Source organism: Pseudomonas sp. SWRI22 (assembly GCF_014268395.2).
GTDB classification, from domain to species: Bacteria; Pseudomonadota; Gammaproteobacteria; order Pseudomonadales; family Pseudomonadaceae; genus Aquipseudomonas; species Aquipseudomonas paracarnis.
In genome coordinates, this window is the sequence record NZ_JABWQK020000001.1 from 3,288,171 (window position 1) to 3,312,468 (window position 24,298).

25 protein-coding genes, 1 other RNA gene and 1 pseudogene are annotated in these 24,298 nt (G+C 60.7%); 16 read left to right on the plus strand and 11 right to left on the minus strand.

Features of this window, described 5'->3' with window-relative positions; genetic code table 11:
- Position 1 precedes the first annotated feature (1 nt).
- Positions 2-451 (minus strand): EVE domain-containing protein, encoded by a 450-nt coding sequence (locus HU730_RS14440; RefSeq protein ID WP_186527238.1) that lies wholly within the window; start codon positions 449-451, stop codon positions 2-4.
- Between the two features lie 195 nt (positions 452-646).
- Between HU730_RS14440 and HU730_RS14445 the strand changes: the two genes are divergently transcribed.
- Positions 647-796, plus strand: coding sequence for a hypothetical protein (locus tag HU730_RS14445; RefSeq protein ID WP_010207387.1), 150 nt, complete (start codon positions 647-649; stop codon positions 794-796).
- Positions 797-805: 9 nt separating this feature from the next.
- On the opposite strand, the gene HU730_RS14450 is transcribed toward HU730_RS14445, so the two are convergent.
- The 4 genes from HU730_RS14450 to HU730_RS14465 form a co-directional block, all read right to left on the minus strand.
- Positions 806-1,438, minus strand: a complete 633-nt coding sequence (locus HU730_RS14450) for a 5-formyltetrahydrofolate cyclo-ligase (protein ID WP_034129012.1) — start codon at positions 1,436-1,438, stop codon at positions 806-808.
- Positions 1,439-1,495: 57 nt separating this feature from the next.
- A non-coding RNA gene (gene ssrS, locus HU730_RS14455) (6S RNA) lies at positions 1,496-1,674 on the minus strand.
- A gap of 30 nt (positions 1,675-1,704) precedes the next feature.
- Complete coding sequence (locus HU730_RS14460; protein ID WP_054895993.1) at positions 1,705-2,022, minus strand: cell division protein ZapA; 318 nt, start codon at positions 2,020-2,022, stop codon at positions 1,705-1,707.
- On the minus strand, positions 2,019-2,228 hold the full coding sequence (locus HU730_RS14465) for a TIGR02449 family protein (protein WP_003177365.1): 210 nt from the start codon (positions 2,226-2,228) through the stop codon (positions 2,019-2,021). Before HU730_RS14465 ends, HU730_RS14460 begins: the two co-directional genes overlap by 4 nt.
- Before the next feature lie 138 nt (positions 2,229-2,366).
- On the opposite strand from HU730_RS14465, the gene HU730_RS14470 reads away from it, so the two are divergent.
- The 9 genes from HU730_RS14470 (at position 2,367) to gcvH (ending at position 11,765) form a co-directional block, all read left to right on the plus strand.
- Entirely contained in the window at positions 2,367-2,924 is a 558-nt protein-coding gene (locus HU730_RS14470; protein WP_034129010.1) for a YecA family protein, read from the plus strand.
- A 21-nt stretch (positions 2,925-2,945) separates the two neighbouring features.
- Positions 2,946-4,268 (plus strand): Xaa-Pro aminopeptidase, encoded by a 1,323-nt coding sequence (gene pepP / locus HU730_RS14475; protein WP_034129009.1) that lies wholly within the window; start codon positions 2,946-2,948, stop codon positions 4,266-4,268.
- Entirely contained in the window at positions 4,265-5,452 is a 1,188-nt protein-coding gene (ubiH, locus tag HU730_RS14480; RefSeq protein WP_057975323.1) for a 2-octaprenyl-6-methoxyphenyl hydroxylase, read from the plus strand. Before pepP ends, ubiH begins: the two co-directional genes overlap by 4 nt.
- Positions 5,445-5,930, plus strand: a complete 486-nt coding sequence (locus HU730_RS14485; protein ID WP_060763919.1) for a DUF4442 domain-containing protein — start codon at positions 5,445-5,447, stop codon at positions 5,928-5,930. The genes ubiH and HU730_RS14485 overlap by 8 nt, the downstream gene beginning before the upstream one ends.
- A gap of 8 nt (positions 5,931-5,938) precedes the next feature.
- Positions 5,939-7,156, plus strand: a complete 1,218-nt coding sequence (locus HU730_RS14490) for a 2-octaprenyl-3-methyl-6-methoxy-1,4-benzoquinol hydroxylase (RefSeq protein WP_167514228.1) — start codon at positions 5,939-5,941, stop codon at positions 7,154-7,156.
- A gap of 162 nt (positions 7,157-7,318) precedes the next feature.
- Positions 7,319-8,323 carry an extracellular solute-binding protein gene (locus HU730_RS14495; RefSeq protein WP_057975325.1) on the plus strand — a complete coding sequence of 335 codons (1,005 nt, stop codon included), beginning with the start codon at positions 7,319-7,321 and terminating at the stop codon, positions 8,321-8,323.
- 150 nt (positions 8,324-8,473) lie between these two features.
- On the plus strand, positions 8,474-10,090 hold the full coding sequence (locus tag HU730_RS14500) for an iron ABC transporter permease (protein WP_020301817.1): 1,617 nt from the start codon (positions 8,474-8,476) through the stop codon (positions 10,088-10,090).
- Positions 10,091-10,246: 156 nt separating this feature from the next.
- Positions 10,247-11,329: a glycine cleavage system aminomethyltransferase GcvT gene (gcvT, locus tag HU730_RS14505; protein WP_003195295.1), complete on the plus strand. Its 1,083-nt coding sequence runs from the start codon at positions 10,247-10,249 to the stop codon at positions 11,327-11,329.
- Positions 11,330-11,381: 52 nt separating this feature from the next.
- A complete protein-coding gene (gene gcvH / locus HU730_RS14510; protein WP_003195293.1) occupies positions 11,382-11,765 on the plus strand; it encodes a glycine cleavage system protein GcvH in 384 nt (127 codons plus the stop codon).
- A 144-nt stretch (positions 11,766-11,909) separates the two neighbouring features.
- Here the strand turns inward: gcvH and HU730_RS14515 are convergent, their stop codons facing one another.
- The 4 genes from HU730_RS14515 to HU730_RS14530 all read right to left on the minus strand — a co-directional run bounded on the left by HU730_RS14515 (position 11,910) and on the right by HU730_RS14530 (position 15,725).
- Positions 11,910-13,052: a DegT/DnrJ/EryC1/StrS aminotransferase family protein gene (locus HU730_RS14515; protein ID WP_034129003.1), complete on the minus strand. Its 1,143-nt coding sequence runs from the start codon at positions 13,050-13,052 to the stop codon at positions 11,910-11,912.
- A gap of 164 nt (positions 13,053-13,216) precedes the next feature.
- The gene (locus HU730_RS14520) at positions 13,217-13,531 is read right to left on the minus strand and encodes a DUF2388 domain-containing protein (protein ID WP_003176799.1); all 315 of its coding nucleotides are present in this window, start codon (positions 13,529-13,531) and stop codon (positions 13,217-13,219) included.
- A 78-nt stretch (positions 13,532-13,609) separates the two neighbouring features.
- Positions 13,610-15,307, minus strand: a complete 1,698-nt coding sequence (locus HU730_RS14525) for a GspE/PulE family protein (protein WP_186527237.1) — start codon at positions 15,305-15,307, stop codon at positions 13,610-13,612.
- A gap of 79 nt (positions 15,308-15,386) precedes the next feature.
- Positions 15,387-15,725 carry a hypothetical protein gene (locus HU730_RS14530; protein WP_186527236.1) on the minus strand — a complete coding sequence of 113 codons (339 nt, stop codon included), beginning with the start codon at positions 15,723-15,725 and terminating at the stop codon, positions 15,387-15,389.
- 127 nt (positions 15,726-15,852) lie between these two features.
- Between HU730_RS14530 and HU730_RS14535 the strand changes: the two genes are divergently transcribed.
- Together HU730_RS14535 and HU730_RS26725 are read left to right on the plus strand one after the other, a co-directional pair.
- Positions 15,853-16,323 (plus strand): Lrp/AsnC family transcriptional regulator, encoded by a 471-nt coding sequence (locus HU730_RS14535; RefSeq protein ID WP_054896032.1) that lies wholly within the window; start codon positions 15,853-15,855, stop codon positions 16,321-16,323.
- A gap of 5 nt (positions 16,324-16,328) precedes the next feature.
- Positions 16,329-16,439, plus strand: a pseudogene (locus HU730_RS26725) (outer membrane lipoprotein carrier protein LolA); the annotation flags it as partial.
- Positions 16,440-16,450: 11 nt separating this feature from the next.
- On the opposite strand, the gene HU730_RS14540 reads toward HU730_RS26725, so the two are convergent.
- The gene (locus tag HU730_RS14540) at positions 16,451-17,818 is read right to left on the minus strand and encodes a CYTH domain-containing protein (RefSeq protein ID WP_020301821.1); all 1,368 of its coding nucleotides are present in this window, start codon (positions 17,816-17,818) and stop codon (positions 16,451-16,453) included.
- A 158-nt stretch (positions 17,819-17,976) separates the two neighbouring features.
- Here HU730_RS14540 and argE point away from each other — a divergent pair, with 158 nt between their 5' ends.
- Positions 17,977-19,125 (plus strand): acetylornithine deacetylase, encoded by a 1,149-nt coding sequence (gene argE, locus HU730_RS14545; RefSeq protein WP_034129000.1) that lies wholly within the window; start codon positions 17,977-17,979, stop codon positions 19,123-19,125.
- Between the two features lie 133 nt (positions 19,126-19,258).
- Positions 19,259-20,557, plus strand: a complete 1,299-nt coding sequence (argA, locus tag HU730_RS14550; protein WP_003195273.1) for an amino-acid N-acetyltransferase — start codon at positions 19,259-19,261, stop codon at positions 20,555-20,557.
- A gap of 113 nt (positions 20,558-20,670) precedes the next feature.
- On the opposite strand, the gene tauA is transcribed toward argA, so the two are convergent.
- Positions 20,671-21,657, minus strand: a complete 987-nt coding sequence (gene tauA / locus HU730_RS14555) for a taurine ABC transporter substrate-binding protein (RefSeq protein WP_186527235.1) — start codon at positions 21,655-21,657, stop codon at positions 20,671-20,673.
- Between the two features lie 370 nt (positions 21,658-22,027).
- Between tauA and HU730_RS14560 the strand changes: the two genes are divergently transcribed.
- Both HU730_RS14560 and HU730_RS14565 read left to right on the plus strand, forming a co-directional pair.
- Positions 22,028-23,371, plus strand: coding sequence for an OprD family porin (locus HU730_RS14560; protein WP_034128998.1), 1,344 nt, complete (start codon positions 22,028-22,030; stop codon positions 23,369-23,371).
- A 274-nt stretch (positions 23,372-23,645) separates the two neighbouring features.
- Positions 23,646-24,284, plus strand: a complete 639-nt coding sequence (locus HU730_RS14565; protein ID WP_127880375.1) for a peroxiredoxin — start codon at positions 23,646-23,648, stop codon at positions 24,282-24,284.
- Positions 24,285-24,298: the final 14 nt, after the last annotated feature.

Here is a 24,298-nt window from a genome sequence, read left to right on the forward strand (position 1 = left end):
ATTAAAGCAACTGCAGGACCGCTGCCCACTGCTCCAGTGTGACTGCCATGACCGAAAGCCGGCTGCCCTTTTGCACCAGCGGCATTTCAGCCAGTGCAGTTTGCTGCTTTAGATAGCCAAGGCCCAGCACCTTGGGAAAGGTCTGCACGTGGGCAACATCGATCGCGCTCCACGGGTTTTTCTCCGGGGTGGCCTTGGCGTCGAAATAGTGGCTTTCTGGTACCAGCGCAGTGGGGTCCGGATAGGCGGCCCGAGTGATTTTGCCGATGCCGGCAATCCCTGGCTCCGGGCAACTGGAGTGGTAGAAGAAAAACTCGTCGCCCACGGCCATGGCGCGCAAAAAGTTGCGGGCCTGATAGTTGCGTACCCCGTCCCAGCGCGCTTCGCCGAGCTTTTCCAGGCCGTTGATAGAGAGTTCGTCGGGCTCGGATTTCATCAGCCAGTAGGCCATTGTTGGGCTCCTGAAAAAGGCATTGGGCAAGTTGTCGGGCAATTGCATGACAAACCGACAGTCGGTTGGCGTCAAGGTTTGCGTGTTGGTTCACGTTACCGCAGAATGCGCGCTTTTAAGCTTGACGCAGCTGCAACGGACTACTTTGGAACGTTGTTGTCATCGTGTACGAGGTGCCTGAAAGGGGGGCAATCGATGCAACGTAAGCCGGATTTACTATGGATTTTGGTTATTTTGTTTGGTCTGGGCGTTGTGACCACCGGTTATGCCCAGAGCCTGTGGTCGAACAAGACCGATGCACCGGTTGAACTGGCTCAGCAGCAGCCACAACCGTTCAAGCGTTAACTCAAGCATTCACCAAGGCGCCGCTGTTTCCAGCGGCGTTTGTGCGTCATACCACTGCGTATCAGTCACCGTCCCCGCCAACGGCACATCCCAACTCGCCTGCGCCAGGCGTTCGACTTTCTGGCATTCATGGGCCAGCCCCAGCAGCGTTGGCTTGCGCCAGCTCTGGCGGCGGGCAAGATAGGCCAGGCTGCGATCGTAGAACCCGCCGCCCATGCCCAGGCGCCCACCCACATCGTCGAACCCCACCAGCGGCAATAACACCAGGTCCAGCGCCCAGACCTGGCGCTGACGATGGGCATTGACCCGTGGTTCCAGAATGCGAAAGCGGTTTGGCAGCAACTTGTCCCCAGGTCGTACACGCTGGAACACCATCTTGGTGCGCGGCCAGGCGCTGAGCACCGGCAGGTAAGTGGCTTTGCCGCGGCGCTGGGCCGCACGCAGCAGCAGGCGCGGATCGATTTCACCGTCCGTGGGCAAATATAAAGAGATATGTTTGGCCCGGCGAAACAGCGGGTGCTGTGCCAGTTGCCGGTACAGACCCTGAGCGGCCTGGCGCTGCTCGCTTGGCGTGAGGGCGCGGCGGGCCTTGCGCAACATGCGTCGAAGTTGCGGACGAGATAGCGGCGCAGGTTCGGTCATGATTTTCGGCTCATAAAACAATGCCAGTCCGGGGACTGGCATTGAGTTTGGGAATTCAGGCTCCCCGACAGAGCCGCTGTCGACTTAGCCCTTGAACCCGAAAGTTCAAGGTGGAAGAAGCAGTAGGCTTTAAGGCTTTCCGTCTAGCGGACATGCACACCAGCCCAACGTGCAACTTCCAGGGTAGTGCGAATCGGCTCAGGGACATCGCCGACTGGCAAACACGCCAGGGAGTGGGGCGAGTATACCTTAAACCCGCTCGGCAATCAGCCCTTGGGTGTGTCTGAATCGGTGGAAAGCGCCAGATCCACGCGATCAAGCAGGTCACGCACCTGCTCGCGCGTCGAACCACTGGCCTGTACGTCAGGGCGCTCCTGCTTATGCAGCAGGTCGTGGGTGATATTCAGCGCGGCCATCACAGCGATGCGGTCGGCGCCGATCACTTTGCCGCTGCTGCGGATTTCGCGCATCTTGCCGTCCAGGTAGCGGGCAGCGCTCACCAGGTTGCTGCGTTCTTCCTGGGGGCAGATGATCGAATATTCTTTGTCGAGGATCTGCACGGTAACGCTATTGCTTGAACTCATGAGTCTTGCTCCAGGGCCTTCAGGCGCGAAATCATCGATTCGACCTTACGCCGGGCGATTTCGTTTTTTTCAATGAGGTGAGCGCGTTCCTCGCGCCAGGTCTTTTCCTGAGCTAATAGGAGTCCGTTTTGACTCTTAAGTTGCTCGACCCGATCAATTAGCAGTTCGAGTCTGGCCATCAGCGCTTGCAGGTCGGTGTCTTCCATTGGGTTCCACTGGATTTGTCTGATGAATGGCAACTGCAGGATAAACGATCTGACGCCCTCGATAGTCTTGGTACGTCTGCCGGTGCTAGGATACAGCGCTCCATTCTAGACATTGCGCCGTCTGGCGCCTAGCTCACCATGCCCATTCAGAATTCCCCGTACGACGCTTTTTCCAAACTGCTGAGCACCAGCGGCCACCCTTGCTCGCCTGCCGAACTGCACGGCGTGCTGTTGGGCCGCAGTTGCACCGGTGTGGGCTTTGATGCCGACAACTGGCTGGCCGATGTGGCCGAGTTGCTGGAAACCGAACCCACCGAGAACGTGCGCAATGCGTTGATCGGCCTGCAAGAGATGGTCAAGGGCGAGTTGACCGGTGACGACGTCACCGTGGTCCTGCTGCTGCCGACCGATGACGCGCCGCTCACCGAGCGCGCTGCTGCCCTGGGCCAGTGGTGCCAGGGCTTCCTCCACGGTTTCGGCGTGAATGCCGGCGGCCTGGAGCTGAGCACCGACGCCAAGGAAGTGCTGCAGGACCTGGCGGCGATCTCACAGGTGCAAGATGCCCTGGAAGAGTCCGAAGATGGCGAAGGCGACTACATGGAAGTCATGGAATACCTGCGCGTCGCGCCGTTGCTGCTGTTCACCGAGACCAGGAAGTCCGCTGAGCCGGTCGCTGCCAAGCCGTCGTTGCACTAAAGAAAGGAAGCCCATCTGCCCATGATTCATATCCCCAAAGCGGAATACACCCGTCGCCGCAAGGCGCTCATGGCGCAGATGGAACCCAACAGCATCGCGATCCTGCCGGCCGCCGCCGTGGCCATCCGCAACCGCGATGTCGAGCATGTTTACCGCCAGGACAGCGATTTCCAGTACCTGAGCGGTTTCCCCGAGCCCGAAGCGGTGATCGTGCTGATGCCCGGTCGCCAGCACGGCGAGTACGTGCTGTTCTGCCGCGAGCGCAATGCCGAGCGCGAATTGTGGGACGGCCTGCGTGCGGGCACCGAGGGCGCGATTCGCGACTTTGGCGCGGATGATGCCTTCCCCATTACCGATATCGACGACATCCTGCCCGGCCTGATCGAAGGTCGCGACCGCGTGTACTCGGCCATGGGCAGCAATGCCGAGTTCGACCGGCACGTGATGGAGTGGATCAACGTGATCCGTTCCAAAGCACACCTGGGCGCCCAGCCGCCGAACGAATTCGTTGCCCTGGATCATTTGCTCCACGATATGCGCCTGTATAAATCGGCGGCAGAAGTGAAGGTGATGCGCGAGGCAGCGCGAATTTCCTGTGCGGCCCATGTGCGGGCGATGCAGGCCAGCCGTGCCGGCCTGCATGAGTTCAGCCTGGAAGCCGAGCTGGATTACGAGTTTCGCAAAGGCGGTGCGAAAATGCCGGCCTACGGCTCCATCGTCGCCGCCGGGCGCAACAGCTGCATCCTGCATTACCAGCAGAATGACGCAGTGCTCAAGGACGGCGACCTGGTGCTGATCGACGCCGGGTGTGAGATAGATTGCTACGCCAGCGATATCACCCGTACCTGGCCGGTCAACGGCAAGTTTTCGCCGGAGCAGAAGGCGATCTACGAGATTGTGCTGGCCTCCCAGGAAGCCGCCTTCAAGCAGATCGCGCCGAACAAACATTGGAACCAGGCCCATGAGGCGACCGTGCAAGTCATCACCGCCGGCCTGGTGAAGCTGGGGTTGTTGCAAGGTGACGTTGACGAGTTGATCGCCAGCGAAGCCTACCGCGCCTTCTACATGCACCGTGCCGGCCACTGGCTGGGCATGGATGTGCATGATGTGGGCGAGTACAAAGTGGGCGGTGAATGGCGCGTGCTGGAAGTGGGCATGGCCTTGACCGTGGAGCCGGGCATCTATATTTCCCCGGACAACCAGAACGTGGCAAAAAAATGGCGTGGCATTGGCGTGCGCATCGAGGACGACGTGGTAGTGACCAAGCAAGGCTGTGAAATCCTGACTGGCGGCGTGCCCAAGACCGTTGCCGAGATCGAAGCGTTGATGGCGGCTGCCCGATGAGCCGGGTCAACCTGGCGATTATCGGCGGCGGCCTGGTGGGGGCCAGCCTGGCCTTGGCATTGCAAGCCGGGGCCAAGGCGCGGGGTTGGAAGATCGTGCTGATCGAGCCCTTTGCACCGGGCGACAGTTACCAACCGAGCTACGATGCGCGCTCTTCCGCGCTGTCGTTTGGCGCGCGCCAGATTTACCAGCGGCTGGGCCTGTGGCAAGCCATTTCCCGACGTGCAGAGCCGATCAAGCAGATCCACGTGTCGGACCGTGGGCGTTTCTCCACCGCGCGTTTGTCTGCGATGGAGGAGGGCGTGCCGGCCCTGGGTTATGTGGTAGAAAACGCCTGGCTCGGCCAATGCCTGTGGCAAGGCTTGGACAAGGACGTGGTGAGCTGGCGCTGCCCGGCGGAAGTCACGCGCATGGAGCCGCTGCCCGATGGCTATCGCCTGACCCTCAACGATGAAACCGTGCTGGAATGCGACCTGGCGGTACTGGCCGATGGCGGCCGTTCCGGCTTGCGTGAGCAACTGGGCATTGGCGTGAAAACCCGGCCCTACAACCAGAGCGCCCTGATCGCCAACATCACCCCGAGCGAAGCCCACAATGGCGAGGCGTTCGAGCGCTTTACCGATGAAGGCCCCATGGCCTTGCTGCCGCTGCCGGACAACCGCTGCGCGCTGGTCTGGACCCGCATCGGCATGGACGCCCAGCGCTTGGCCAGCCTCGACGAGCGTAGCTTCCTGAGCGAACTGCAGGGTGTGTTCGGGTATCGCCTGGGCACCCTCAAGCAAGTGGGTGCCCGCCACCTGTACCCGTTGACCCTGGTGGAAGCCGAAGAGCAAGTGCGTTCGCACCTGGCGGTCCTCGGCAATGCCGCCCATAGCCTGCACCCTATTGCCGGGCAGGGGTTCAATCTGTCTCTGCGCGATGCCAATGCCTTGGCCGAAGCGCTGCTGGCCGGGCCTGCTGTGCCGGGTGACCTGGCGACTTTGCAAAGCTATCGCGAGCGCCAGCGCCTGGACCAGCAACTCACCGTAGGCTTCTCCGACCAGGTCACGCGCCTGTTTGGCAGTGCCCAACCGTTGGTGGCGCTGGGCCGCAATATGGGCTTGCTCGGCCTCGACCTGTTGCCACCAGCCAAACGCTGGTTCGCCCGCCAGGCCATGGGCCTGGGTACGCGTTCCGATGCGTAAGTGGCTAACCCAACGCGTGGGCAAGGCGCGGCTGTTGCGCTGGTTCCTCACCCTGTACCCGCCGTACCTCGGCGCCGGGGTGCGGGTGCAGGCACTGAGTGCCGACTTCCGGCATGCCAAGGTGCGCATGGGCCTGGGTTGGTACAACCGCAATTACGTCGGTACGCAATTTGGCGGCAGCCTGTATTCGATGGTCGATCCGTTCTACATGTTGCTGTTGATGGAAAACCTGGGCCGCGACTACATCGTGTGGGACAAGGCTGCGAGTATCGACTTCATCTCGCCGGGCAAAGGCCCGGTGTATGCCGAATTCTCTATCGACGACACTTTGCTCGATGAAATCCGGCGCCAGACCGCAGGTGGCGAGAAATATCTGCCCCACCTCAAGGTCGAGATTCATGACGGCTCCGGCACCCTGGTGGCGCGGGTCGACAAAACCCTTTATGTGCGGCGCAAGCCGCCAGCGAGACAGGCTTGAATATGGACATGCGCGCAGATGTGCTGATTGTCGGGGCCGGAATGGTCGGAAGCGCCCTGGCGCTGGCGTTGCAGGGCAGTGGCCTGCAGGTGCTGCTGCTCGACGGCAGCCCGTTGAGCGTCAAGCCGTTTGAACCGGCTGCGGCGTTTGAACAGCGGGTGAGCGCGCTGTCGGCGGCCAGCCAGCGCATTCTTGAGCGCCTGGGCGTGTGGGACGGCATCGTAGAGCGGCGTGCCAGCCCCTATGGCGAAATGCAGGTATGGGACGGCAGCGGCACTGGGCAGATCCACTTCTCGGCGGCCAGTGTGCATGCGGAGGTGCTTGGGCATATCGTCGAGAACCGCGTGGTGCAGGATGCCTTGCTCGATCGCCTGCATGACTGCGACCTCGGCCTGCTGGCCAATGCGCGCCTGGAACAGATGCGCCGATCCGGCGATGACTGGTTGTTGACCCTCGCCGACGGCCGCAAGCTGCGCGCGCCGCTGGTGGTGGCCGCCGACGGTGCCAACTCCGCTGTACGCCGCCTGACCGGTACACCTACCCGCGAATGGGATTACCTGCACAACGCCATCGTCACCAGCGTGCGCAGCAGTCAGCCGCACCAGCGCACCGCGTGGCAACGTTTCACCGACACCGGCCCGTTGGCGTTCCTGCCGCTGGTGCGCGATGGGCAGGAAGACTGGTGCTCGATTGTCTGGTCGACCACGCCCGCGGAGTCCGAGCGCTTGATGGCGCTGGATGATGAACGCTTCTGTCGGGAACTGGAGCGTGCCTTCGAGGGGCGCTTGGGCACGGTGGTCAGTGCCGACCCGCGTGTGTGCGTACCGTTGCGCCAGCGCCATGCCAAACGTTATGTGGCCGAAGGCCTGGCGTTGATCGGCGACGCCGCCCACGTCATTCACCCGTTGGCGGGGCAGGGCGTCAACCTGGGTTTCCTCGATGCAGCCGTGCTGGCCGAAGTGCTGTTGGCGGCGACCGAGCGCGGCGAGCGCCTGGCCGATGTGAAAGTGCTGAGCCGTTACGAGCGGCGCCGCATGCCCCATAACCTGGCGCTGATGGCGGCGATGGAAGGCTTTGAGCGCTTGTTCCAGGCCGATCAACTGCCGCTGCGCTGGTTGCGCAACGCGGGTTTGAAAATCGTCGACCAGATGCCCGAAGCCAAAGCCGTGTTTGTGCGCCAGGCACTGGGGTTGACTGGTGATCTCCCCGAACTCGCCAAACCCTGAACTGACAATACAACCCTCTGTGGGAGCCGGGCTTGCCCGCGATGAGGCCGTCAGCTCCGGCGCATATTCTGGCTGTGCAACATCTGGTAACGCCTCCACCAAGCGTTACTAAATGTGAGTCCTTATCATTTGCCCTCCATTTGCAAATGAGAGACCGCACCCATGTTGGCACCCAAGCGCCTCCTGACTGCCCTGGCACTCACCCTGATCGGCAGCACCACCGTGCAGGCGGCCGACGAAGTCGTGGTCTACTCCTCGCGTATCGACGAACTGATCAAGCCCGTCTTCGACGCCTATACCAAAAAGACCGGCGTACAGGTCAAGTTCATTACCGACAAGGAAGCCCCGTTGATGCAGCGCATCAAGGCCGAGGGCGAGAACGCCACCGCCGACCTGTTGCTCACCGTTGACGCCGGTAACCTCTGGCAGGCCGAGCAGATGGGCATCCTGCAACCGTTCACCTCTCCTGTCATCGACAAGAACATTCCTCTGCAATATCGCTCCTCGGCCCACGCCTGGACCGGTTTGAGCCTGCGTGCGCGAACGATCGCCTATTCCACCGACCGGGTAAAACCGGGCGACCTGACCACCTACGAAGCCCTGGCCGACAAGCAGTGGGAAGGCCGCCTGTGCCTGCGCACGGCGAAAAAAGTCTACAACCAGTCGCTGACCGCCACGTTGATCGAAACCCATGGTGCGGCCAAGACCGAAGAAATCATCAAGGGTTGGGTGAATAACCTCTCCACCGACGTGTTCTCCGATGACATCGCCGTGCTGGAGGCCATCAACGCCGGGCAATGCGACGTGGGTATCGTCAATACCTATTACTACGGTCGCCTGCACAAGCAGAAGCCAGAGCTGGCGGTGAAGTTGTTCTGGCCGAACCAGGGCGACCGCGGCGTGCATGTGAATCTCTCCGGCATCGGCCTGACCCAGCACGCACCGCACCCGGAAGCGGCCAAGGCGCTGGTGGAGTGGATGACCACGCCTGAGGCGCAGAAGATCTTCGCCGACGTCAACCAGGAATTCCCGGCCAACCCGGCGGTACCGCCATCGGCGGAAGTGGCGACCTGGGGCAAGTTCGTGGCCGATACCTTGCCGGTGGAAGTGGCAGGCAAGCGCCAGGCCGAAGCGATTCGCCTGATGGATCGCGCTGGCTGGAACTGAAGCTGCGCCGCTTAACTGTGGGAGCTGGCTTGCCCGCGATTGCATCACTTCGGTATCACTGATACACCGAGGTGCTTGTATCGCAGGCAAGCCAGCTCCCACATTGGTTAGTGGCCGCTTCAACATCTTTATTTTTCTGAGAGCTTTTCCTTGGCCCACCCCGCCCAACGTCGCTGGTACCTACCGGTTTTCAGCGTCGCCGCCCTGGTGCTGTTGCCGCTGAGCGTGCTGCTGCTGTCCTGGCAAAGCATCGACCCGCAGATCTGGTCGCACCTCTGGGACACTCAGATGCCCCGCTTGCTGGGCAACACCTTGACCCTGGTGCTCGGTGTCGGCCTGGGCGTGACGCTGCTCGGCGTCAGCCTGGCCTGGCTGACCAGCCTGTGCGAGTTCCCCGGGCGGCGCTGGCTCGATTGGGCACTGATGTTGCCCTTTGCAATCCCTGCCTATGTGCTGGCCTTTGTGTTCGTGGGCCTGCTGGATTTCGCCGGTCCGGTGCAAACCCTGCTGCGCGAGTGGTTCGGCACCGGGCTGCGTTTGCCGCGGGTACGCTCTACCAGCGGCGTGGTCATTGTGTTGGTGCTGGTGTTCTACCCCTATGTCTACCTGCTGGCGCGCAGCGCGTTCCTGGCCCAGGGCAAAGGCTTGATGGAAGCGGCGCGGGTGCTGGGGCAATCGCCATGGCAAGCGTTCTGGCGCGTGGCATTGCCAATGGCGCGGCCAGCGATTGGTGCCGGTGTGGCCTTGGCGCTGATGGAGACGCTCGCGGATTTTGGTGCGGTCTCGGTGTTCAATTTCGACACCTTTACCACCGCAATCTATAAAACCTGGTACGGCTTTTTCAGCCTGTCCAGTGCCGCGCAACTGGCCAGCCTGCTGCTGCTGGTAGTGATGCTGGTGCTGTATGGCGAGCGACGTGCGCGCGGGGCCAGCCGACCGAGCAATGAGCGCCCACGGGGCAAGGCGTTGTACCACCTGCGCGGGTTCAAAGCCGTGGCGGCCAGCGCGTGGTGCAGCCTGGTCTTCGCCTGTGCGTTCGTGATTCCGATGCTGCAACTGGTGGCATGGTTCTGGCAGCGTGGCCGCTTCGACCTGGATGAACGTTACACCGGGCTGATCGTGCATACCCTTTACCTGGGCGGTATCGCAGCGCTGATCACGGTCAGCGTGGCGCTGATACTGGCCTTTGCCAACCGTCTGGCGCCCACCCGGGCGATTCGCTCCGGTATCAGCCTGGCCAATGTCGGCTATGCCTTGCCAGGCTCGGTGCTGGCGGTGTCGATCATGCTGGCGTTCAGTTACCTGGACCGCGAGTTGGTGGTGCCGCTCTCCGGATGGCTGGGCGGGGCGGGCAAGCCTTTGCTGCTGGGCAGCCTGTCGGCACTGGTGCTGGCGTACCTGGTGCGGTTCCTGGCGGTGGCCTACGGGCCGCTGGAAAACAGCCTGGCGCGAATCCGTCCGTCACTGCCCGAAGCGGCACGCAGCCTTGGCGTGAGCGGCCCACGACTGTTTTGCAAAGTGTATCTGCCGTTATTGCTGCCGGGCACGTTGAGCGCAGCGCTGCTGGTGTTTGTGGATGTGCTCAAGGAAATGCCCGCCACCTTGCTGATGCGCCCGTTTGGTTGGGACACCCTGGCGGTCCGCATCTTTGAAATGACCAGTGAAGGCGAATGGGCGCGGGCGTCTTTGCCGGCGCTGACCCTTGTGCTGGTTGGCTTGTTGCCGGTCATCGGGCTGATTCGTCGCTCGGCTCGGCAAATCGGTTAGGTGCCAGTCCTACGGCTTGAGGCTACAATGCGCGGCATTCGGTGCGCTCCGTCTTTCGGATCGACCTGCTGTATGTGGCTGCGGGCCTTGTAGTACAAGGTGTTCGGCGCAAGTGGCAGCTCTGCGCGCCTTCGCCAAGCCCGGAAGGAGAAACCCATGGGACAGCGTACGCCTCTGTATGACCTGCATCTCGCCCTCGGCGCGAAAATGGTCGATTTTGGCGGTTGGGATATGCCTTTGCATTACGGCTCGCAAGTTGAAGAACACCACCAGGTGCGGCGCGACTGCGGGGTCTTCGATGTATCTCATATGACCGTAATCGATGTCACCGGCCCCCAGGCCAAGGAATGGCTCCAGTACCTGCTGGCCAATGATGTCGACCGACTGCACGGCTGTGGCCGTGCGTTATACAGCGCCATGCTCAACGAGCAGGGCGGGGTAGTGGACGACATGATCGTCTACCGCACCGAAACCGGTTACCGCCTGGTGGTCAACGCCGCCACGCGCGATCAGGACATGGCCTGGATGCAGGCGCAACTGGGCAGCTACTCAGTGCAACTGCATGAGCGCTCCGAGTTGGCCATGCTCGCCATCCAAGGCCCCCACGCCCGGCAGAAAATCGCCGAACTGGTGACCCAGTCCCGTGGCATCCTGATCCATCAGCTCAAACCGTTCGAAGGCCGGGCCGACGGCGACTGGTATATCGCCCGCACCGGCTATACCGGCGAAGACGGCCTCGAAATCGTGCTGCCGGCCGATCAGGCACCGGGCTTTTTCAACGACCTGGTGGGCGCTGGCATTTCCCCCATCGGCCTCGGTGCGCGCGATACCTTGCGCCTGGAGGCCGGCATGAACCTGTATGGCCAGGATATTCACCAGGCCGTCTCGCCCCTGGCGGCCAACATGGCCTGGAGCATCGCCTGGGAACCTGTCGAGCGTAACTTCATTGGCCGCGCTGCGCTGGAAGCAGAAAAAGCAGCCGGCGTGCAGTTCAAACTGGTGGGGCTCGTCCTCGAAGAGCGTGGCGTGCTGCGTGCTCATCAGGTGGTTCGTATCGCCAATGTTGGCGAAGGAGAGATCACCAGTGGTAGTTTCTCGCCTACGCTAAGCAAATCCATTGCGCTGGCGCGTGTGCCGACGGCGACTGCCGACCGGGCCGAAGTGGAAATCCGCGGCAAGTGGTATCCGGTTCGAGTGGTCAAGCCGACCTTCGTGCGTCATGGCAAAACCCTGATCTAACCAATTCCGGCAGGCCAAAGGCCGCTGACATTTCATCTTGAGGACACAGACTATGAGCAATATCCCTGCCGACCTGCGTTTTGCCGAAAGTCACGAATGGGCCCGTCTGGAAGCTGACGGCACCGTGACCGTCGGGATCTCCGACCATGCACAGGAAGCTTTGGGTGATGTGGTGTTTGTTGAGTTGGCGGAAGTGGGTGCCAATTTTGAAGCGCAAGGCCAGGCGGGTGTGGTTGAGTCGGTGAAAGCAGCCTCGGATATCTACTCGCCGGTTGCCGGCGAAGTGATTGCTGTCAACGAAGAGCTGAGTGGCAGCCCTGAGCTGCTGAACTCTGACCCGTACGGCGCGTGGATCTTCAAGCTCAAGCCAAGCGACAAGGCCGAGCTGGACAAGCTGCTGGATGCCGCGGGCTACAAAGCCGCCATCGGCGAATAAACGCCATAGTTACAACGAAACAAATCAATGTGGGAGCTGGCTTGCCTGCGATTGGATCACCAGGGTATCACCGATACACCGAGGTGCCAGCATCGCAGGCAAGCCAGCTCCCACAGTTGATTGGGGTGTGTCTGCTGGTTGTGATCAGTCTCTTTTCAATACGGCTTTAACCGCCGCTACAGCCCGCTCCACATCCGCCTCTGTCATCGCCGTGAACATCGGCAACGACACGATCAAACGCCCAACACGCTCCGCCACCGGGAACATGCCTTCCTTGAAACCCTGTGCCCGATACAGGCTCAGCAGGTGGATCGGCGGGTAGTGATAGCCGATACCCACGCCGTGGGCCTGCATCTGTTCCATGAACGTGGCGCGGGCTGGCAGGCCATCCTGGCGCTCCGGCAATACCAGTTGGAACAGGTGCCAGTTGCTGTTTTCGAAGTCGGCCGGCGGCAGTTGCGCGCCGTATTGGGCTTCGAAATCGCTGCCAAAGCATTTGAAGTAGTGCCGTGCCAGGTTCTGACGATGGGCGGTGATCTTCTCGATGTGCGCAAATTGCCCCAGGCCTATGGCGGCGGCAATGTCGGTCATGTTGAACTTGCCACCCAGCACATCCACATCCAGGCCATCGAAGCCGCTGCGGGTGACGCCTTGCAGTCGGTACTTCTCTGCCAGACGGGCCTCCTCGGCATTGTTCAACACCAGGCAGCCGCCTTCGGACGACGTGATGTTCTTGTTCGCCTGGAAGCTGAAGGACACGAAGTCGCCGGTTGCGCCGATGCGTTCTCCATCCCAGCTGGACCCCAGGGCCTGGGCAGCATCTTCGACAATACGCAGGTTGTACTTGTTGGCCAGCGCGTAGAGCATCGGCATATCCACAGGCAAGCCGGCCAGGTAGACCGGGATGATCGCCTTGGTGCGCGGAGTAATGGCCGCTTCTACCTGGGCCAGGTCGATATTGCGCGTCACCGGGTCGATGTCGGCAAAGACCGGAGTGGCACCGACTTCGAGAATCACGTTAGCCGTGGCAACCCAGGAAATTGGGGTGGTGATGACTTCATCCCCAGGCCCGATCCCGGCGATGCGCAAGGCGATCTCCATGGTGCAGGTGCCCGAGTTGAAGGTGCGTACCGGACGGCCGCCAAAATAGTCCGACAGCTGTGCTTCGAATGCCTGCACCTTTGGTCCGCTGGTGATCCAGCCGGAACGCAGAACATCGCCGACCGCCGAAATGGTGGCTTCATCAATGGTCGGTTTGGAAAACGGCAGGAAGGGCTGTTGGCTCATGACGAAGAAGGCATCCGTTTCAGGTAGGCAATGAAAGATAGACGAGTCAGTAGGGCATGGTTGCACGCTGAGACTGAATATAGCCTGTCATCCATGAACGATTCGTCATGCAGCAGGCAAAAAAATGCCGCTTGAGAAAGCGGCATTTTTTATGAGGGCAGTTGTTACTCGGTTACAGCATTCTTCGCCAGGATGGCGTTAGCCAGTTCCATGTCCGTGGCTTGGAGGCCAGGGTTATCGGCGCGGACCTTCTGCATGGCCGCTTCCAGATACGGGCCGCGAATGCCGCCGTCGCTGGCGACGAAGCTGCCCGCGTCGTCCTGGGCGGCGACCACCAGCTTGTGGTCCTTGAAGGTCAGGTAAGTCGAGCCAGTGGTGGCGCCCGACGAGATGACATTACGCCAGAAGCTATCGGCCATGGCTGAGCCGACAGGTAGGGAAAGCACAGCGAGGGTTGCGACAGCATATTTGAGACGCATGATGGGTGACTCCGGTGGGTTATCTGTACGTTTTGATTGTAGTTAACCCGATCCAGTTCCATCACTGACTAAACAGTTTCAGTACTCGATCAAACCCGAAGAATTTGTTTCTGAATCTCCTGGCGTGACTCGCAATACCTCCGTCATCGTGGTCAGGCCGGCCTTCACTTTCTCGACACCGGCCATGCGCAGGCTGCTCATGCCCTGCGCCAGTGCCCCACGGCGCAGGGCTTGTACGTCCGCGCCTGGAGTGACCAGCGCCTGGAGTGCCGGGTCCATGAGCATGATTTCATACAGTCCGGCCCGGCCTCGATAACCGCTGTCACGGCAGTGTGCACAGCCGACAGCTTCGTAGCCGCCATCGTCCTCCAGGCCCGCGGGGTGCTTGCAGTGGCTGCACAGAAGCCGCACCAGGCGCTGCGCCATCACACCTATGAGCGTGGCTTTGATCAAATAGTGAGCAACGCCCAGTTCCTGCAGGCGGCTGATGGCGCTGGGTGCATCGTTGGTGTGCAAGGTCGAGAAAACCAGGTGCCCGGTCAGCGCGGCCTGGATAGCCATCTCTGCGGTTTCCTGGTCGCGGATTTCGCCGATCATGATGATGTCCGGGTCCTGGCGCAGCAGGGCGCGGATGCCGCTGGCGAACGTGAGGTCGATGTTGTGCTGGACCTGCATCTGGTTGAAGGCCGGCTCGACCATTTCAATCGGGTCTTCCACCGTGCACAGGTTGACCTCGCGGGTCGCCAGTTGCCTGAGGGTGGTGTAGAGGGTGCTGGTCTTGCCTGAGCCGGTGGGGCCGGTGACGAGGATGATGCCGTGGGTGCGTCGCGTCATGGCGTGCCAGCGTTGCTGGTCGGCGCTGGACAAACCCAACTGGTCGAAATCCTTGAGCAGCACCTGTGGGTCGAAAATTCGCATCACCAGTTTTTCGCCGAATGCCGTGGGCAGGGTCGAAAGCCGCAATTCCACTTCGACACCCGCAGGGTTCCGGGTCTTGACGCGGCCATCCTGGGGTTTGCGTTTTTCGGCCACGTTCATTCGCCCCAGGCTTTTCAGGCGGCTGACCACGGCCATGGTGACCTGCGGGGGAAATTGATAGACGTCATGCAGCAGCCCATCAATGCGAAAGCGCACCCGACCCTGGTCGCGGCAGGGCTCGATATGGATATCGCTGGCTCGTTGGCCAAAGGCGTACTGCAGCAGCCAGTCGACGATGTTGACGATATGCGCGTCGTTGGCATCCGGCTCCTTGTCGCTGGCGCCGAGGCTGAGCAAGTCGAGATTGCCAAGCGTCGTCATCTTTTCATCCGCACCGCTGACGGACTTGGCTAAACGGTAAAACTCGTTGATACCGCGCTGGATATCGCTGGGGTTGGCAACCACGCGCTTGATCGTGCGTCTGAGCACCTGGGACAGCCCGGCTTCCCAGGTGGTGACATGGGGTTGGGCACTGGCGATCGTCACGCTGTGAGTATCGACGGCGACTGCGAGAATGCCGTGGCGCTGGGCAAAGGCGTGGGACATCAACGGCACCACGGCTGCCACATCAATCTTCAACGGGTCGATGCGCAGGTAAGGTTGGCCTACCTGCCGGGCCAGCCATTGGGTCAAGGTCTCCAGGCAAGGGCCCTGGGCTGCGATGCATTCCAAGGGATGCTGGCTGCCGGACGCTGGCGCTACCTTTTGCGCCGCCTGCGCCGTGATCAGCCCTTGCTCGACCAACTCCGGCAATAATTGCTGCAGTTCCAAGGGGTGATCTTGAGTGGCGACGGGCATGCAGGTTTTCCTGGGGCGTGGGGGTAATCCCAGGCTAGCCAGCCGCTGAAGATCCTGCTGGCGCTTGTATTGCCGGTTTTTACTGCGCCATCGCCGCCAACGCTTGAGGCCGCTCGGAATCAGCCGACCACAGCTCCAGGGTGCAGACGCTGATCAGGTTTCGAATCTTTTCACCGATCACTTGGGCGCGGTGCCAGCTCAGGCCGGTCATCACGATATCGATGCTCAGCAGGTCGGCTTCCCGGTTCATGCTGACCCGGGTGGGCGTGAGCAATTGCAGCGCGAAGTAGTTCAGCACCCGGCACAGCACGTCCGGTTCAGCCTCGGCGACGATGCGATAGTGCGCCTGGCAGTGGCTACTATTGACGGCCCACGCATCGACGCGGGTGGCGGGGTAGGCGGTTTCGACGGCATGCATGCTGACTCTCCAGTTTCGACTGGAGAAATTTTTACATTCGCCTGGGGAGATTTCTTATCTAAAATAAGCCTATTTGGCGATAAATAGACCAAAACAATTCAAGATAAGCCTATTCATGGGTACTTTTATGCACAATGAGTTGGACGCCTACGACCGCCGCATCCTGGCCTTGCTGCAAGAGGATGCCTCGCTCTCCAGTGCACAGATTGCCGAACAGGTCGGCCTGTCGCAGTCGCCATGCTGGCGGCGTATTCAGCGGCTCAAGGAGGAGGGCGTGATCCGCGGCCAGGTCACCCTGCTGGACCGCAAGAAAATCGGGCTCAACACGCAGATTTTCGCCGAGGTCAAACTCAACGCCCACGGTCGCTCCAATTTCACCGAGTTCACCGAGGCGATTCGCGGGTTTCCGGAAGTGTTGGAGTGCTATGTGCTGATGGGGGCGGTGGACTTTCTGCTGCGTATCGTCACCTCGGATATCGAGGCGTACGAGCGGTTTTTCTTCGAGAAGTTGTCGATGGTGCCGGGGATTCAGGAGGTCAACTCGATTGTGGCGCTGTCGGAGATCAAGTCCACCACCAGCCTGCCAGTATTGCGCTGACAGGCATGCCATTGACTGTAGGAGCGAGCTTGCTCGCGAAGATCGTTAACGATAACGCGGGAAGCCTGGCTCCCCACATCGCTCTCGGGTTTTTCGCGAGCAAGCTCGCTCCTACAGGTAGAGTGACTTACAGGCGCAGAAGGGTCTTCCAGGCACGATTCTGATAAACCGCAATCGCCTGGTGCATACGCGCATCCAGCGACTCATCGGTAATCGGCTGGTTGGCCAGGTGCGCCAGCTTGTTCAGCTCGCCGTACAAACGGTCCAGCTCAGGAATGTCCACCACATGGCGCGCATGGTGCAGCCAGGCCTGGATGCGTTCGATGCGCGGCAGTTGCTCGGCCAGGTCTTCCGGCTGTTGCTGGTAGCGCTGCAGTTGCAGGGCGACGGCGTCGTCGGCCAACAGGCGTGGCAGCCAGTTGGTAATTTGTGCAGCGCCCTGACGGTTGCCACGCACGTTACGTTCGGCCGTCCAGGTGCGAGCCAGCAGCCAGCGCGAGAGGTTGAGTGAGAACAGGCCCCAGCGCACGTCTTGCAGCTCTTCGATGAACTGTTCCGGCGCGGCTTTGCGAATGTCTTCATCGTCGTCACCGGCCTGGACCAGCGGGCGCCAGTCTTCCAGCAACGCATCCAGGGCGCTGCGCAGTTCGCTGGTGGATTGGCGTGGCGCGGCCTGGCCGAGGCTGCCGATCAGGGCGCGCAACTCGCCGAGGTTCTCGACCCAGTCCTGCAACAGGCGCCAGTGGCCATTGAAGCGGTATTGCTCAGCCAGGCGCTGGCTGCTGCCCAGCAGGTGCCACAGGATCGCGGCGAAGGCGTCGTCCAATGGCATTTCGGCGTGGATCTGTGGCGCCGGCAGGCTCAGGGAATAGCTACTGGCGTCATACAGGCGATAGCCGCGTTCGGCCTTGCTGATGTCGCACGGCATCAGGGCCAGGGTTGCGGCCAGCTCGGCGGCCAGTTCCAGCAGGGCCGCCGGTTCGCCTTCGCGCAGTTCCAGTTCCAGCTCGCAGATTTCTTCTTTCTGCTTGCCGACCACCACATGGCCCAGGTCCAGGGCGGCTTCGATCACCACCTTGGCCTTGCCACGGCCCCAGGCGATCTCGGCGCGTTCACGCACGAAGTCGGTGGTGAAGATCGGCTTGAGAGTCTTTTTGTCCAGCTCGGCCAGTTGCTCGGGCCAGCACTCGCCATCGAGTTTCTTCACATCGAGCTTGGCTTTGGGCAGGTCCCAGTTGTATTCGTTGCGTTCCGACAAGCCGGCGACGCTTTGGCCGCGGGTCTTGAGGGTCTGGATGATGTCGTCACCGTCCTTGCGCAGGCGCAGGGCAACCTTGGCCTGGGCCAGGTCACGCTCGGGGGTGTCGAAGTACTGGTTCATCAACTCACGGCGTTCCCAGCCACTTTTGTTGCGTTTTTTCAGTAACGGGTGCTCACGCAGCGCGGCGAGTGTTTCGCGGCTGACGCGTAGCTTGATTTCGGTTTCTTTCTGCATGGCCGGAAAATCCAGGATCGGGAGCGCAGCCGGGGAAAAGTGTGGCTGCCAAGGTCGTGCAGTGTACAGGACTGAGCCCGGCAACGTGCCGCAACGGTTTATTGTGTTGCGCAGATGCCTCTATAGTGAGGTTCATCCGGGAAGTTGGGAGACCGCGCATGCCGTTACCGTCCATGAAAGAGCAGTTCGCCGCCTTGATCGCCGCGCCGTCGGTGAGCTGCACCCAGCCGTCTCTCGACCAGAGCAACCGCCCGGTGATTGACCTGCTCGCCGCTTGGCTGGGCGACCTGGGCTTTGCCATCGATATCCAACAAGTCAGCCCCGGCAAGTTCAACCTGTTGGCCAGTTTCGGCAGCGGCCCCGGTGGCTTGGTGTTGGCGGGACATAGCGATACCGTGCCGTATGACGCGGCGCTGTGGAACACCGACCCGCTCAAGCTGACGGAAGTCGACGGCCGCTGGGTAGGGCTGGGCAGTTGTGACATGAAGGGGTTCTTCGCACTGGTTATCGACGCGGTGTTGCCGCTGCTGGACCAACCCTTCAAGCAACCGCTGTTGATCCTTGCCACCTGTGACGAGGAAAGCTCTATGTCCGGTGCCCGTGCGCTGGCCGAGGCGGGGCGCCCATTAGGTCGTGCAGCGGTGATCGGCGAGCCGACCGGGCTCAAGCCGATCCGCCTGCACAAGGGCGTGATGATGGAACGCATCGAGATCCTCGGGCGCAGTGGCCACTCGTCGGACCCCAGCCTGGGCCACAGCGCCCTGGAAGCCATGCATGACGCCATCGGCGAACTGCGCGGCCTGCGCTTGGCCTGGCAGCGCGAGTACCGCAACGCGCAATTCAGCGTGCCGCAGCCGACGATGAACTTCGGCTGCATTCACGGCGGCGACAACCCCAACCGCATCTGCGGCCAGTGCTCCCTGGAGTTCGACCTGCGACCCCTGCCGGGCATGGACCCCGAGGTGCTGCGCGCCGCGATCCGCCAGAAGCTCGAACCCCTGGCCGAGCGGCATAAGGTCAAGATCGACTACGCGCCGTTGTTCCCCGAAGTGCCACCCTTTGAGCAGCCCGAAGACGCCGAGTTGGTGCGGGTGGCGGAGCGTTTGACCGGCCATCGTGCCGAAGCAGTAGCGTTCGGCACCGAAGCGCCTTATCTTCAGCGCCTTGGTTGCGAAACCCTGGTGCTCGGCCCTGGCGACATTGCCTGCGCCCACCAGCCTGGCGAGTACCTTGAAATGTCACGCTTGACGCCTACAGTGCGTCTATTGCGGGAACTGATCGAACACTACTGCCTGAAACCTGCATAAATTAACCCCTGCCCATTCGTACATAAGGAGAGTGAGCGTGTCGCCAAGCCTGTTCCGACGATAACCATCAGCCGCTGTGCGCTTTCACGATTGATCCTTTATTTGGCTGCTTTTTATTACAGGCCCAGGTGTTATGCCCGAATACGTCAACTGGCTTCGTCACGCTTCGCCCTACATCAACGCCCACCGCGACTGCACCTTTGTGGTCATGCTGCCCGGCGATGGTGTGGACCACCCCAACTTCGGCAATATCGTCCACGACCTGGTGCTGCTTCACAGCCTGGGTGTGCGCCTGGTGCTGGTGCATGGCTCGCGCCCGCAAATCGAAACCCGCCTTGAAGCACGCGGCCTTACCCCGGCTTACCACGAAGGCTTGCGCATCACCGATGCTGCGACGCTGGAGTGTGTGATCGACGCGGTGGGTCATTTGCGCATTGCCATCGAGGCGCGCTTGTCCATGGACATGGCGTCATCGCCGATGCAGGGCTCGCGCCTGCGTGTGGCCAGCGGCAACCTGGTCACCGCACGGCCAATCGGCGTGCTTGAAGGCGTGGACTACCACCACACCGGCGAAGTGCGCCGGGTCGACCGCAAGGGCATCAACCGCCTGTTGGATGAGCGCTCTATCGTGCTGCTCTCGCCCCTGGGGTATTCGCCCACCGGCGAGATCTTCAACCTGGCCTGCGAAGACGTCGCCACCCGCGCCGCCATCGACCTGGGCGCCGACAAATTGCTGCTGTTCGGCGCCGATCCCGGTCTGATCGATGAGAACGGCCGCCTGGTGCGTGAATTGCGCCCACAACAAGTACCCGCGCACCTGCAGCGCCTGGGCAGCAACTATCAAGCCGAACTGCTCGATGCCGCTGCCGAAGCCTGCCGGGGTGGAGTAGGGCGCAGCCATATCGTCAGCTACGCCGAAGATGGCGCTTTGCTTACCGAACTGTTCACCCGCGATGGTGGCGGTACGCTGGTGGCCCAGGAACAATTCGAACTGGTGCGCGAAGCGGCGATTGAAGACGTCGGCGGCTTGCTGGACCTGATCAGCCCGCTGGAAGAGCAGGGCATTCTGGTGCGCCGTTCGCGGGAAGTGCTGGAGCGTGAGATCGAGCAGTTCAGCGTGGTCGAGCGCGAAGGTATGATCATCGCCTGCGCGGCGCTGTATCAGATCGCGGATTCGGATGCGGGGGAGTTGGCGTGCCTGGCAGTGAACCCGGAGTACCGCCACGGCGCGCGAGGCGATGTGTTGCTCGAACGCATCCAGACCCGGGCACGCGCCCAGGGCTTGAAAACCCTCTTTGTACTCACCACGCGCACGGCCCATTGGTTCCGCGAACGCGGCTTTGTACCCAGCAGCGTGGACCGCCTGCCGTCGGCGCGCGCGTCGCTGTACAACTATCAGCGCAACTCCAAGATCTTTGAAAAGGCCCTGTAAAAGAGTACGGCTCTGTGTGGGAGCTGGCTTGCCTGCGATAGTGGCGCCTCGGTTTATCTGAAGGACCGAGTTGCTGGTATCGCAGGCAAGCCAGCTCCCACCGAAGACTGTATTTATTGTGTGATGAATTTGTCGGTCACATACGCCGAATAATCCGGGAGCACCGTCTCCACCTTCCCCTGTTCCTTCAAGAACTTCGCCGTCTCCTCAATCGCCTTCGCCGTGCCGCCCTTGAGCAGCGCAGCGGTTTGCTGTGCCTGCGCATCCGGAAACGTCGTACCGGCCAAGAGTTCCGGAATGTCATCCGCATTTGAACCTGTCAATTTGGCGATTTTCTGCACTGGCTCAGAATCCACCGTCCAGCTGTCCTTATGGGTGGCATAGTCGGCAAAGGCATCCAGGGTAACTTTGGCGAACTTGGCCACTACGTCAGGATGTTTTTGCGCAAAATCCTTGCGCGCCACCCACACCTCAAATGTGGGTGCACCCCATTGGCCCACCTGCGCCGCGTCTGTGAGGGTCTTGCCGCTCTTGCGGATTTCGCCCAAGGCCGGGGACCACACAAAAGCCCCATCAATATCGCCACGCTTCCAGGCGGCGGCGATTTCGGCCGGCTGCAGGTTTACTACTTTGACTTGTTTGGTGTCCAGCCCCCAGTGTTTCAGCGCGCCGAGCAGACTGTAATGGGAGGTCGAGACGAACGGAGTGGCGATGGTTTTGCCGATCAGGTCCTGGGGTTTATCGATGCCACTGCCGTTGCGCACCACCAGGGCTTCAGAAGCGTTGATCTGTGCCGATACGATAAACGCCACAATTGGCAGGTTGCGCGACGCCGCCGCCGCGAGCGGGCTGGAGCCTAGGTTGCCAATTTGTACATCACCCGAAGCGATGGCTGTGACTACCTCTGGCCCGCTGTTGAAGCGGCGCCAGGCGATTTTTTCGCCGATGGCTTTTTCGTACAGGCCGTCGGCCTGGGGAACCTTGCTGGGATCGATGCCGGTCTGGTAGCCCACCGTCAGGTCGGCGGCGTTGACACCAAAAGAAAGTAATAGCGATACAAAAACTGTAACAAATTGACGGGAGGATGTGCGTTTGGCCATGATGGCGTCGCCTTTTTGATCGTGAGTGACGTATGCAACCGTACGGCAACACTAATCGATCTAAAAAAGCACCAGTAAATACCCTTTAGGAATTAGCTTATGGAGCGGCGCGTCTATCCTGACCGGCCAGCTTCACGGAAAGTCTTATTCCTGGATCGTATGAAAAAGAATGAAATAATTCTTTTTGGGTGTATGAAAAACTCATTACCCTGCAGGGACCAAATCAACTGCGATTAGACGAAGGTAGTAGACACACAAGGTTACGATTGACTTGGTGGTCACTATCTGGCGCTAATCGCGCATCTGTGGATCGAGGGCGTCAGACCCGAGACCAAAGAAATACAAAAATTAGAAATGAGAGGAGCGGTACATGAAGAAGTCCACCTTGGCTGTGGCTGTAACGTTGGGCGCAATCGCCCAGCAAGCAGGCGCTGCCGGTTTCATCGAAGACAGCAAGGCCACACTGGGCCTGCGTAACTTCTACATCAACACCGATAACCGCGAAGGCACGGCCAACCCGAGCCGCAACGAAGAGTGGGGCCAAGGCTTCGATCTGCGTTTCATCTCCGGTTACACCCAAGGCACCGTCGGCTTCGGTCTGGACGCTATCGGCCTGCTGGGTGTTCGCCTGGATTCCGGCGGTGGCACCAACGGCGCGACTGCCAGCTCCTACGGCGGCACTATCTTCCCGAGCAAGTCCAATGGCGAAGCCGTTGATAACTACTCCAGCCTGGGCCTGACTGCCAAGGCCAAGATCTCTCAAACCGAACTGAAGTTGGGTACCTTGCAGCCCAAGCTGCCGGTCATCGTCACCAACGATGGTCGTATGCTGCCGCAAACCTTCCAGGGTGGCCAGATCACCTCCAGCGACATCAAGGACCTGACCCTGGTTGCTGGCCAGATCGAAAAGGCCAAGGGCCGTAACTCCAGCAACAACGAAAGCCTGTCCATCTCCGGCGCCAACAGCCGTGGCGTGAACTGGCGTTCGAGCAACAAGTTCTACTACGCCGGTGGCGACTACAAGATCACCAAGGATCTGACCGCCCAGTACTACTACGGCAACCTGGAAGATTTCTACAAGCAACACTTCCTGGGCCTGACCCACAACTGGGCTATCGGCCCTGGCGTGCTGAAGTCTGACCTGCGTTACTTCAACAGCTCCGACGATGGTAACAACGGCAACCAGTCCGCTTACTTCTCGACGGGCAACTACAGCGGCGTGAACTCCGGCCGTGGCAAAGTCGACAACAACCTGTACAGCGGCCTGTTCCTGTACTCGGTGGCCGGCCACACCTTCGGTGGCGGTTACCAGGTCAGCAACGGCAGCAGCGACTTCCCTTGGCTGAACCAGGGTGACGGCTCGTCGGCTTACATCACCACCGACATGCAAATCCAGAAGTTCGCCCGTGCCGGCGAGCGTACCTGGCAAGCTCGCTACTCCTACGACTTCGCCAAAGTCGGCGTGCCTGGCCTGACCGCCGGTGTGGTTTACCTGAAAGGTGATCATATCGACACCGTCGCCAGCAACCGTACCGAGTTCACCGGCCAGTCCGAGTGGGAGCGTGACATCACTGTTGCCTACGTCGTACCGGAAGGTCCGCTGAAGAACGTCGGCGTGGCGTGGAAAAACGCTATGTGGCGCAGCGACATCGCCAACGCGCGTAACCAGGACGAAAACCGCTTGATCGTCAGCTACTCGATCCCGCTGTTGTAAGACTGTAAAACCTTGCCCGGCGCAATGCCGGGCAAGGTGTCTTGCTATTCAAGTCGGGCTCAACCCCCGCAAGCCCTTCCTGAATCCCTCTTTTTTGCAGCGTCTCAAGGCCTTCTCGAACCTTGAAGGCGATGTTGGCCTCAGGCCGTTCCCAAGTCCAATGAACTGATTTTTAATATTCTTTTATCGTCTAGATAAATCGATATTTATTCTTTTTAAATCACAAAAAATCCATGCACAGTGGGCTCCATAAGCACTCATCAGGAGCCACACCATGAGCCTAAGACTGGGCGATATCGCCCCCGACTTTGAACAGGATTCCAGCGCCGGCAAGATTCGCTTCCACGAATGGCTGGGCGACAGCTGGGGTGTGCTGTTTTCCCACCCTGCGGACTTCACGCCGGTGTGCACCACCGAGCTGGGTTTTACCGCCAAGCTCAAGGATGAATTCGCCAAGCGTGGCGTCAAGGCCATCGCCCTGTCGGTAGATCCGGTGGACTCGCACCACAAGTGGATCGAAGACATCAACGAGACCCAGAACACCGTGGTCAACTTCCCGATCCTGGCCGACGCCGACCGCAAGGTCTCGGACCTCTACGACCTGATCCACCCGAATGCCAGCGATACCCTCACCGTGCGCTCCTTGTTTGTGATCGACCCGAACAAGAAGATCCGCCTGACCATCACCTACCCGGCGAGCACCGGGCGTAATTTCCATGAAATCCTGCGGGTGATCGACTCGCTGCAGCTGACCGACAACCACAAGGTGGCAACACCGGCCAACTGGCAGGATGGGGATGAGGTGGTCATCGTGCCGTCACTCAAGGACGAGGAAGAGATCGAGAAACGCTTTCCCAAGGGCTATCGCGCGGTGAAGCCGTACCTGCGTCTTACCCCACAACCCAATCGTTAAGGCATCACGGACCA

What these genes read in the sequence shown, in the direction of transcription:
- HU730_RS14440 (WP_186527238.1), bottom strand. Translation starts at nt 451, where the DNA reads ATGGCCTACTGGCTGATGAAATCCGAGCCCGACGAACTCTCTATCAAC.
- HU730_RS14445 (WP_010207387.1), top strand. Translation starts at nt 647, where the DNA reads ATGCAACGTAAGCCGGATTTACTATGGATTTTGGTTATTTTGTTTGGT.
- HU730_RS14450 (WP_034129012.1), bottom strand. Translation starts at nt 1,438, where the DNA reads ATGACCGAACCTGCGCCGCTATCTCGTCCGCAACTTCGACGCATGTTG.
- HU730_RS14460 (WP_054895993.1), bottom strand. Translation starts at nt 2,022, where the DNA reads ATGAGTTCAAGCAATAGCGTTACCGTGCAGATCCTCGACAAAGAATAT.
- HU730_RS14465 (WP_003177365.1), bottom strand. Translation starts at nt 2,228, where the DNA reads ATGGAAGACACCGACCTGCAAGCGCTGATGGCCAGACTCGAACTGCTA.
- HU730_RS14470 (WP_034129010.1), top strand. Translation starts at nt 2,367, where the DNA reads ATGCCCATTCAGAATTCCCCGTACGACGCTTTTTCCAAACTGCTGAGC.
- pepP (WP_034129009.1), top strand. Translation starts at nt 2,946, where the DNA reads ATGATTCATATCCCCAAAGCGGAATACACCCGTCGCCGCAAGGCGCTC.
- ubiH (WP_057975323.1), top strand. Translation starts at nt 4,265, where the DNA reads ATGAGCCGGGTCAACCTGGCGATTATCGGCGGCGGCCTGGTGGGGGCC.
- HU730_RS14485 (WP_060763919.1), top strand. Translation starts at nt 5,445, where the DNA reads ATGCGTAAGTGGCTAACCCAACGCGTGGGCAAGGCGCGGCTGTTGCGC.
- HU730_RS14490 (WP_167514228.1), top strand. Translation starts at nt 5,939, where the DNA reads ATGCGCGCAGATGTGCTGATTGTCGGGGCCGGAATGGTCGGAAGCGCC.
- HU730_RS14495 (WP_057975325.1), top strand. Translation starts at nt 7,319, where the DNA reads ATGTTGGCACCCAAGCGCCTCCTGACTGCCCTGGCACTCACCCTGATC.
- gcvT (WP_003195295.1), top strand. Translation starts at nt 10,247, where the DNA reads ATGGGACAGCGTACGCCTCTGTATGACCTGCATCTCGCCCTCGGCGCG.
- gcvH (WP_003195293.1), top strand. Translation starts at nt 11,382, where the DNA reads ATGAGCAATATCCCTGCCGACCTGCGTTTTGCCGAAAGTCACGAATGG.
- HU730_RS14515 (WP_034129003.1), bottom strand. Translation starts at nt 13,052, where the DNA reads ATGAGCCAACAGCCCTTCCTGCCGTTTTCCAAACCGACCATTGATGAA.
- HU730_RS14520 (WP_003176799.1), bottom strand. Translation starts at nt 13,531, where the DNA reads ATGCGTCTCAAATATGCTGTCGCAACCCTCGCTGTGCTTTCCCTACCT.
- HU730_RS14525 (WP_186527237.1), bottom strand. Translation starts at nt 15,307, where the DNA reads ATGCCCGTCGCCACTCAAGATCACCCCTTGGAACTGCAGCAATTATTG.
- HU730_RS14530 (WP_186527236.1), bottom strand. Translation starts at nt 15,725, where the DNA reads ATGCATGCCGTCGAAACCGCCTACCCCGCCACCCGCGTCGATGCGTGG.
- HU730_RS14535 (WP_054896032.1), top strand. Translation starts at nt 15,853, where the DNA reads ATGCACAATGAGTTGGACGCCTACGACCGCCGCATCCTGGCCTTGCTG.
- HU730_RS14540 (WP_020301821.1), bottom strand. Translation starts at nt 17,818, where the DNA reads ATGCAGAAAGAAACCGAAATCAAGCTACGCGTCAGCCGCGAAACACTC.
- argE (WP_034129000.1), top strand. Translation starts at nt 17,977, where the DNA reads ATGCCGTTACCGTCCATGAAAGAGCAGTTCGCCGCCTTGATCGCCGCG.
- argA (WP_003195273.1), top strand. Translation starts at nt 19,259, where the DNA reads ATGCCCGAATACGTCAACTGGCTTCGTCACGCTTCGCCCTACATCAAC.
- tauA (WP_186527235.1), bottom strand. Translation starts at nt 21,657, where the DNA reads ATGGCCAAACGCACATCCTCCCGTCAATTTGTTACAGTTTTTGTATCG.
- HU730_RS14560 (WP_034128998.1), top strand. Translation starts at nt 22,028, where the DNA reads ATGAAGAAGTCCACCTTGGCTGTGGCTGTAACGTTGGGCGCAATCGCC.
- HU730_RS14565 (WP_127880375.1), top strand. Translation starts at nt 23,646, where the DNA reads ATGAGCCTAAGACTGGGCGATATCGCCCCCGACTTTGAACAGGATTCC.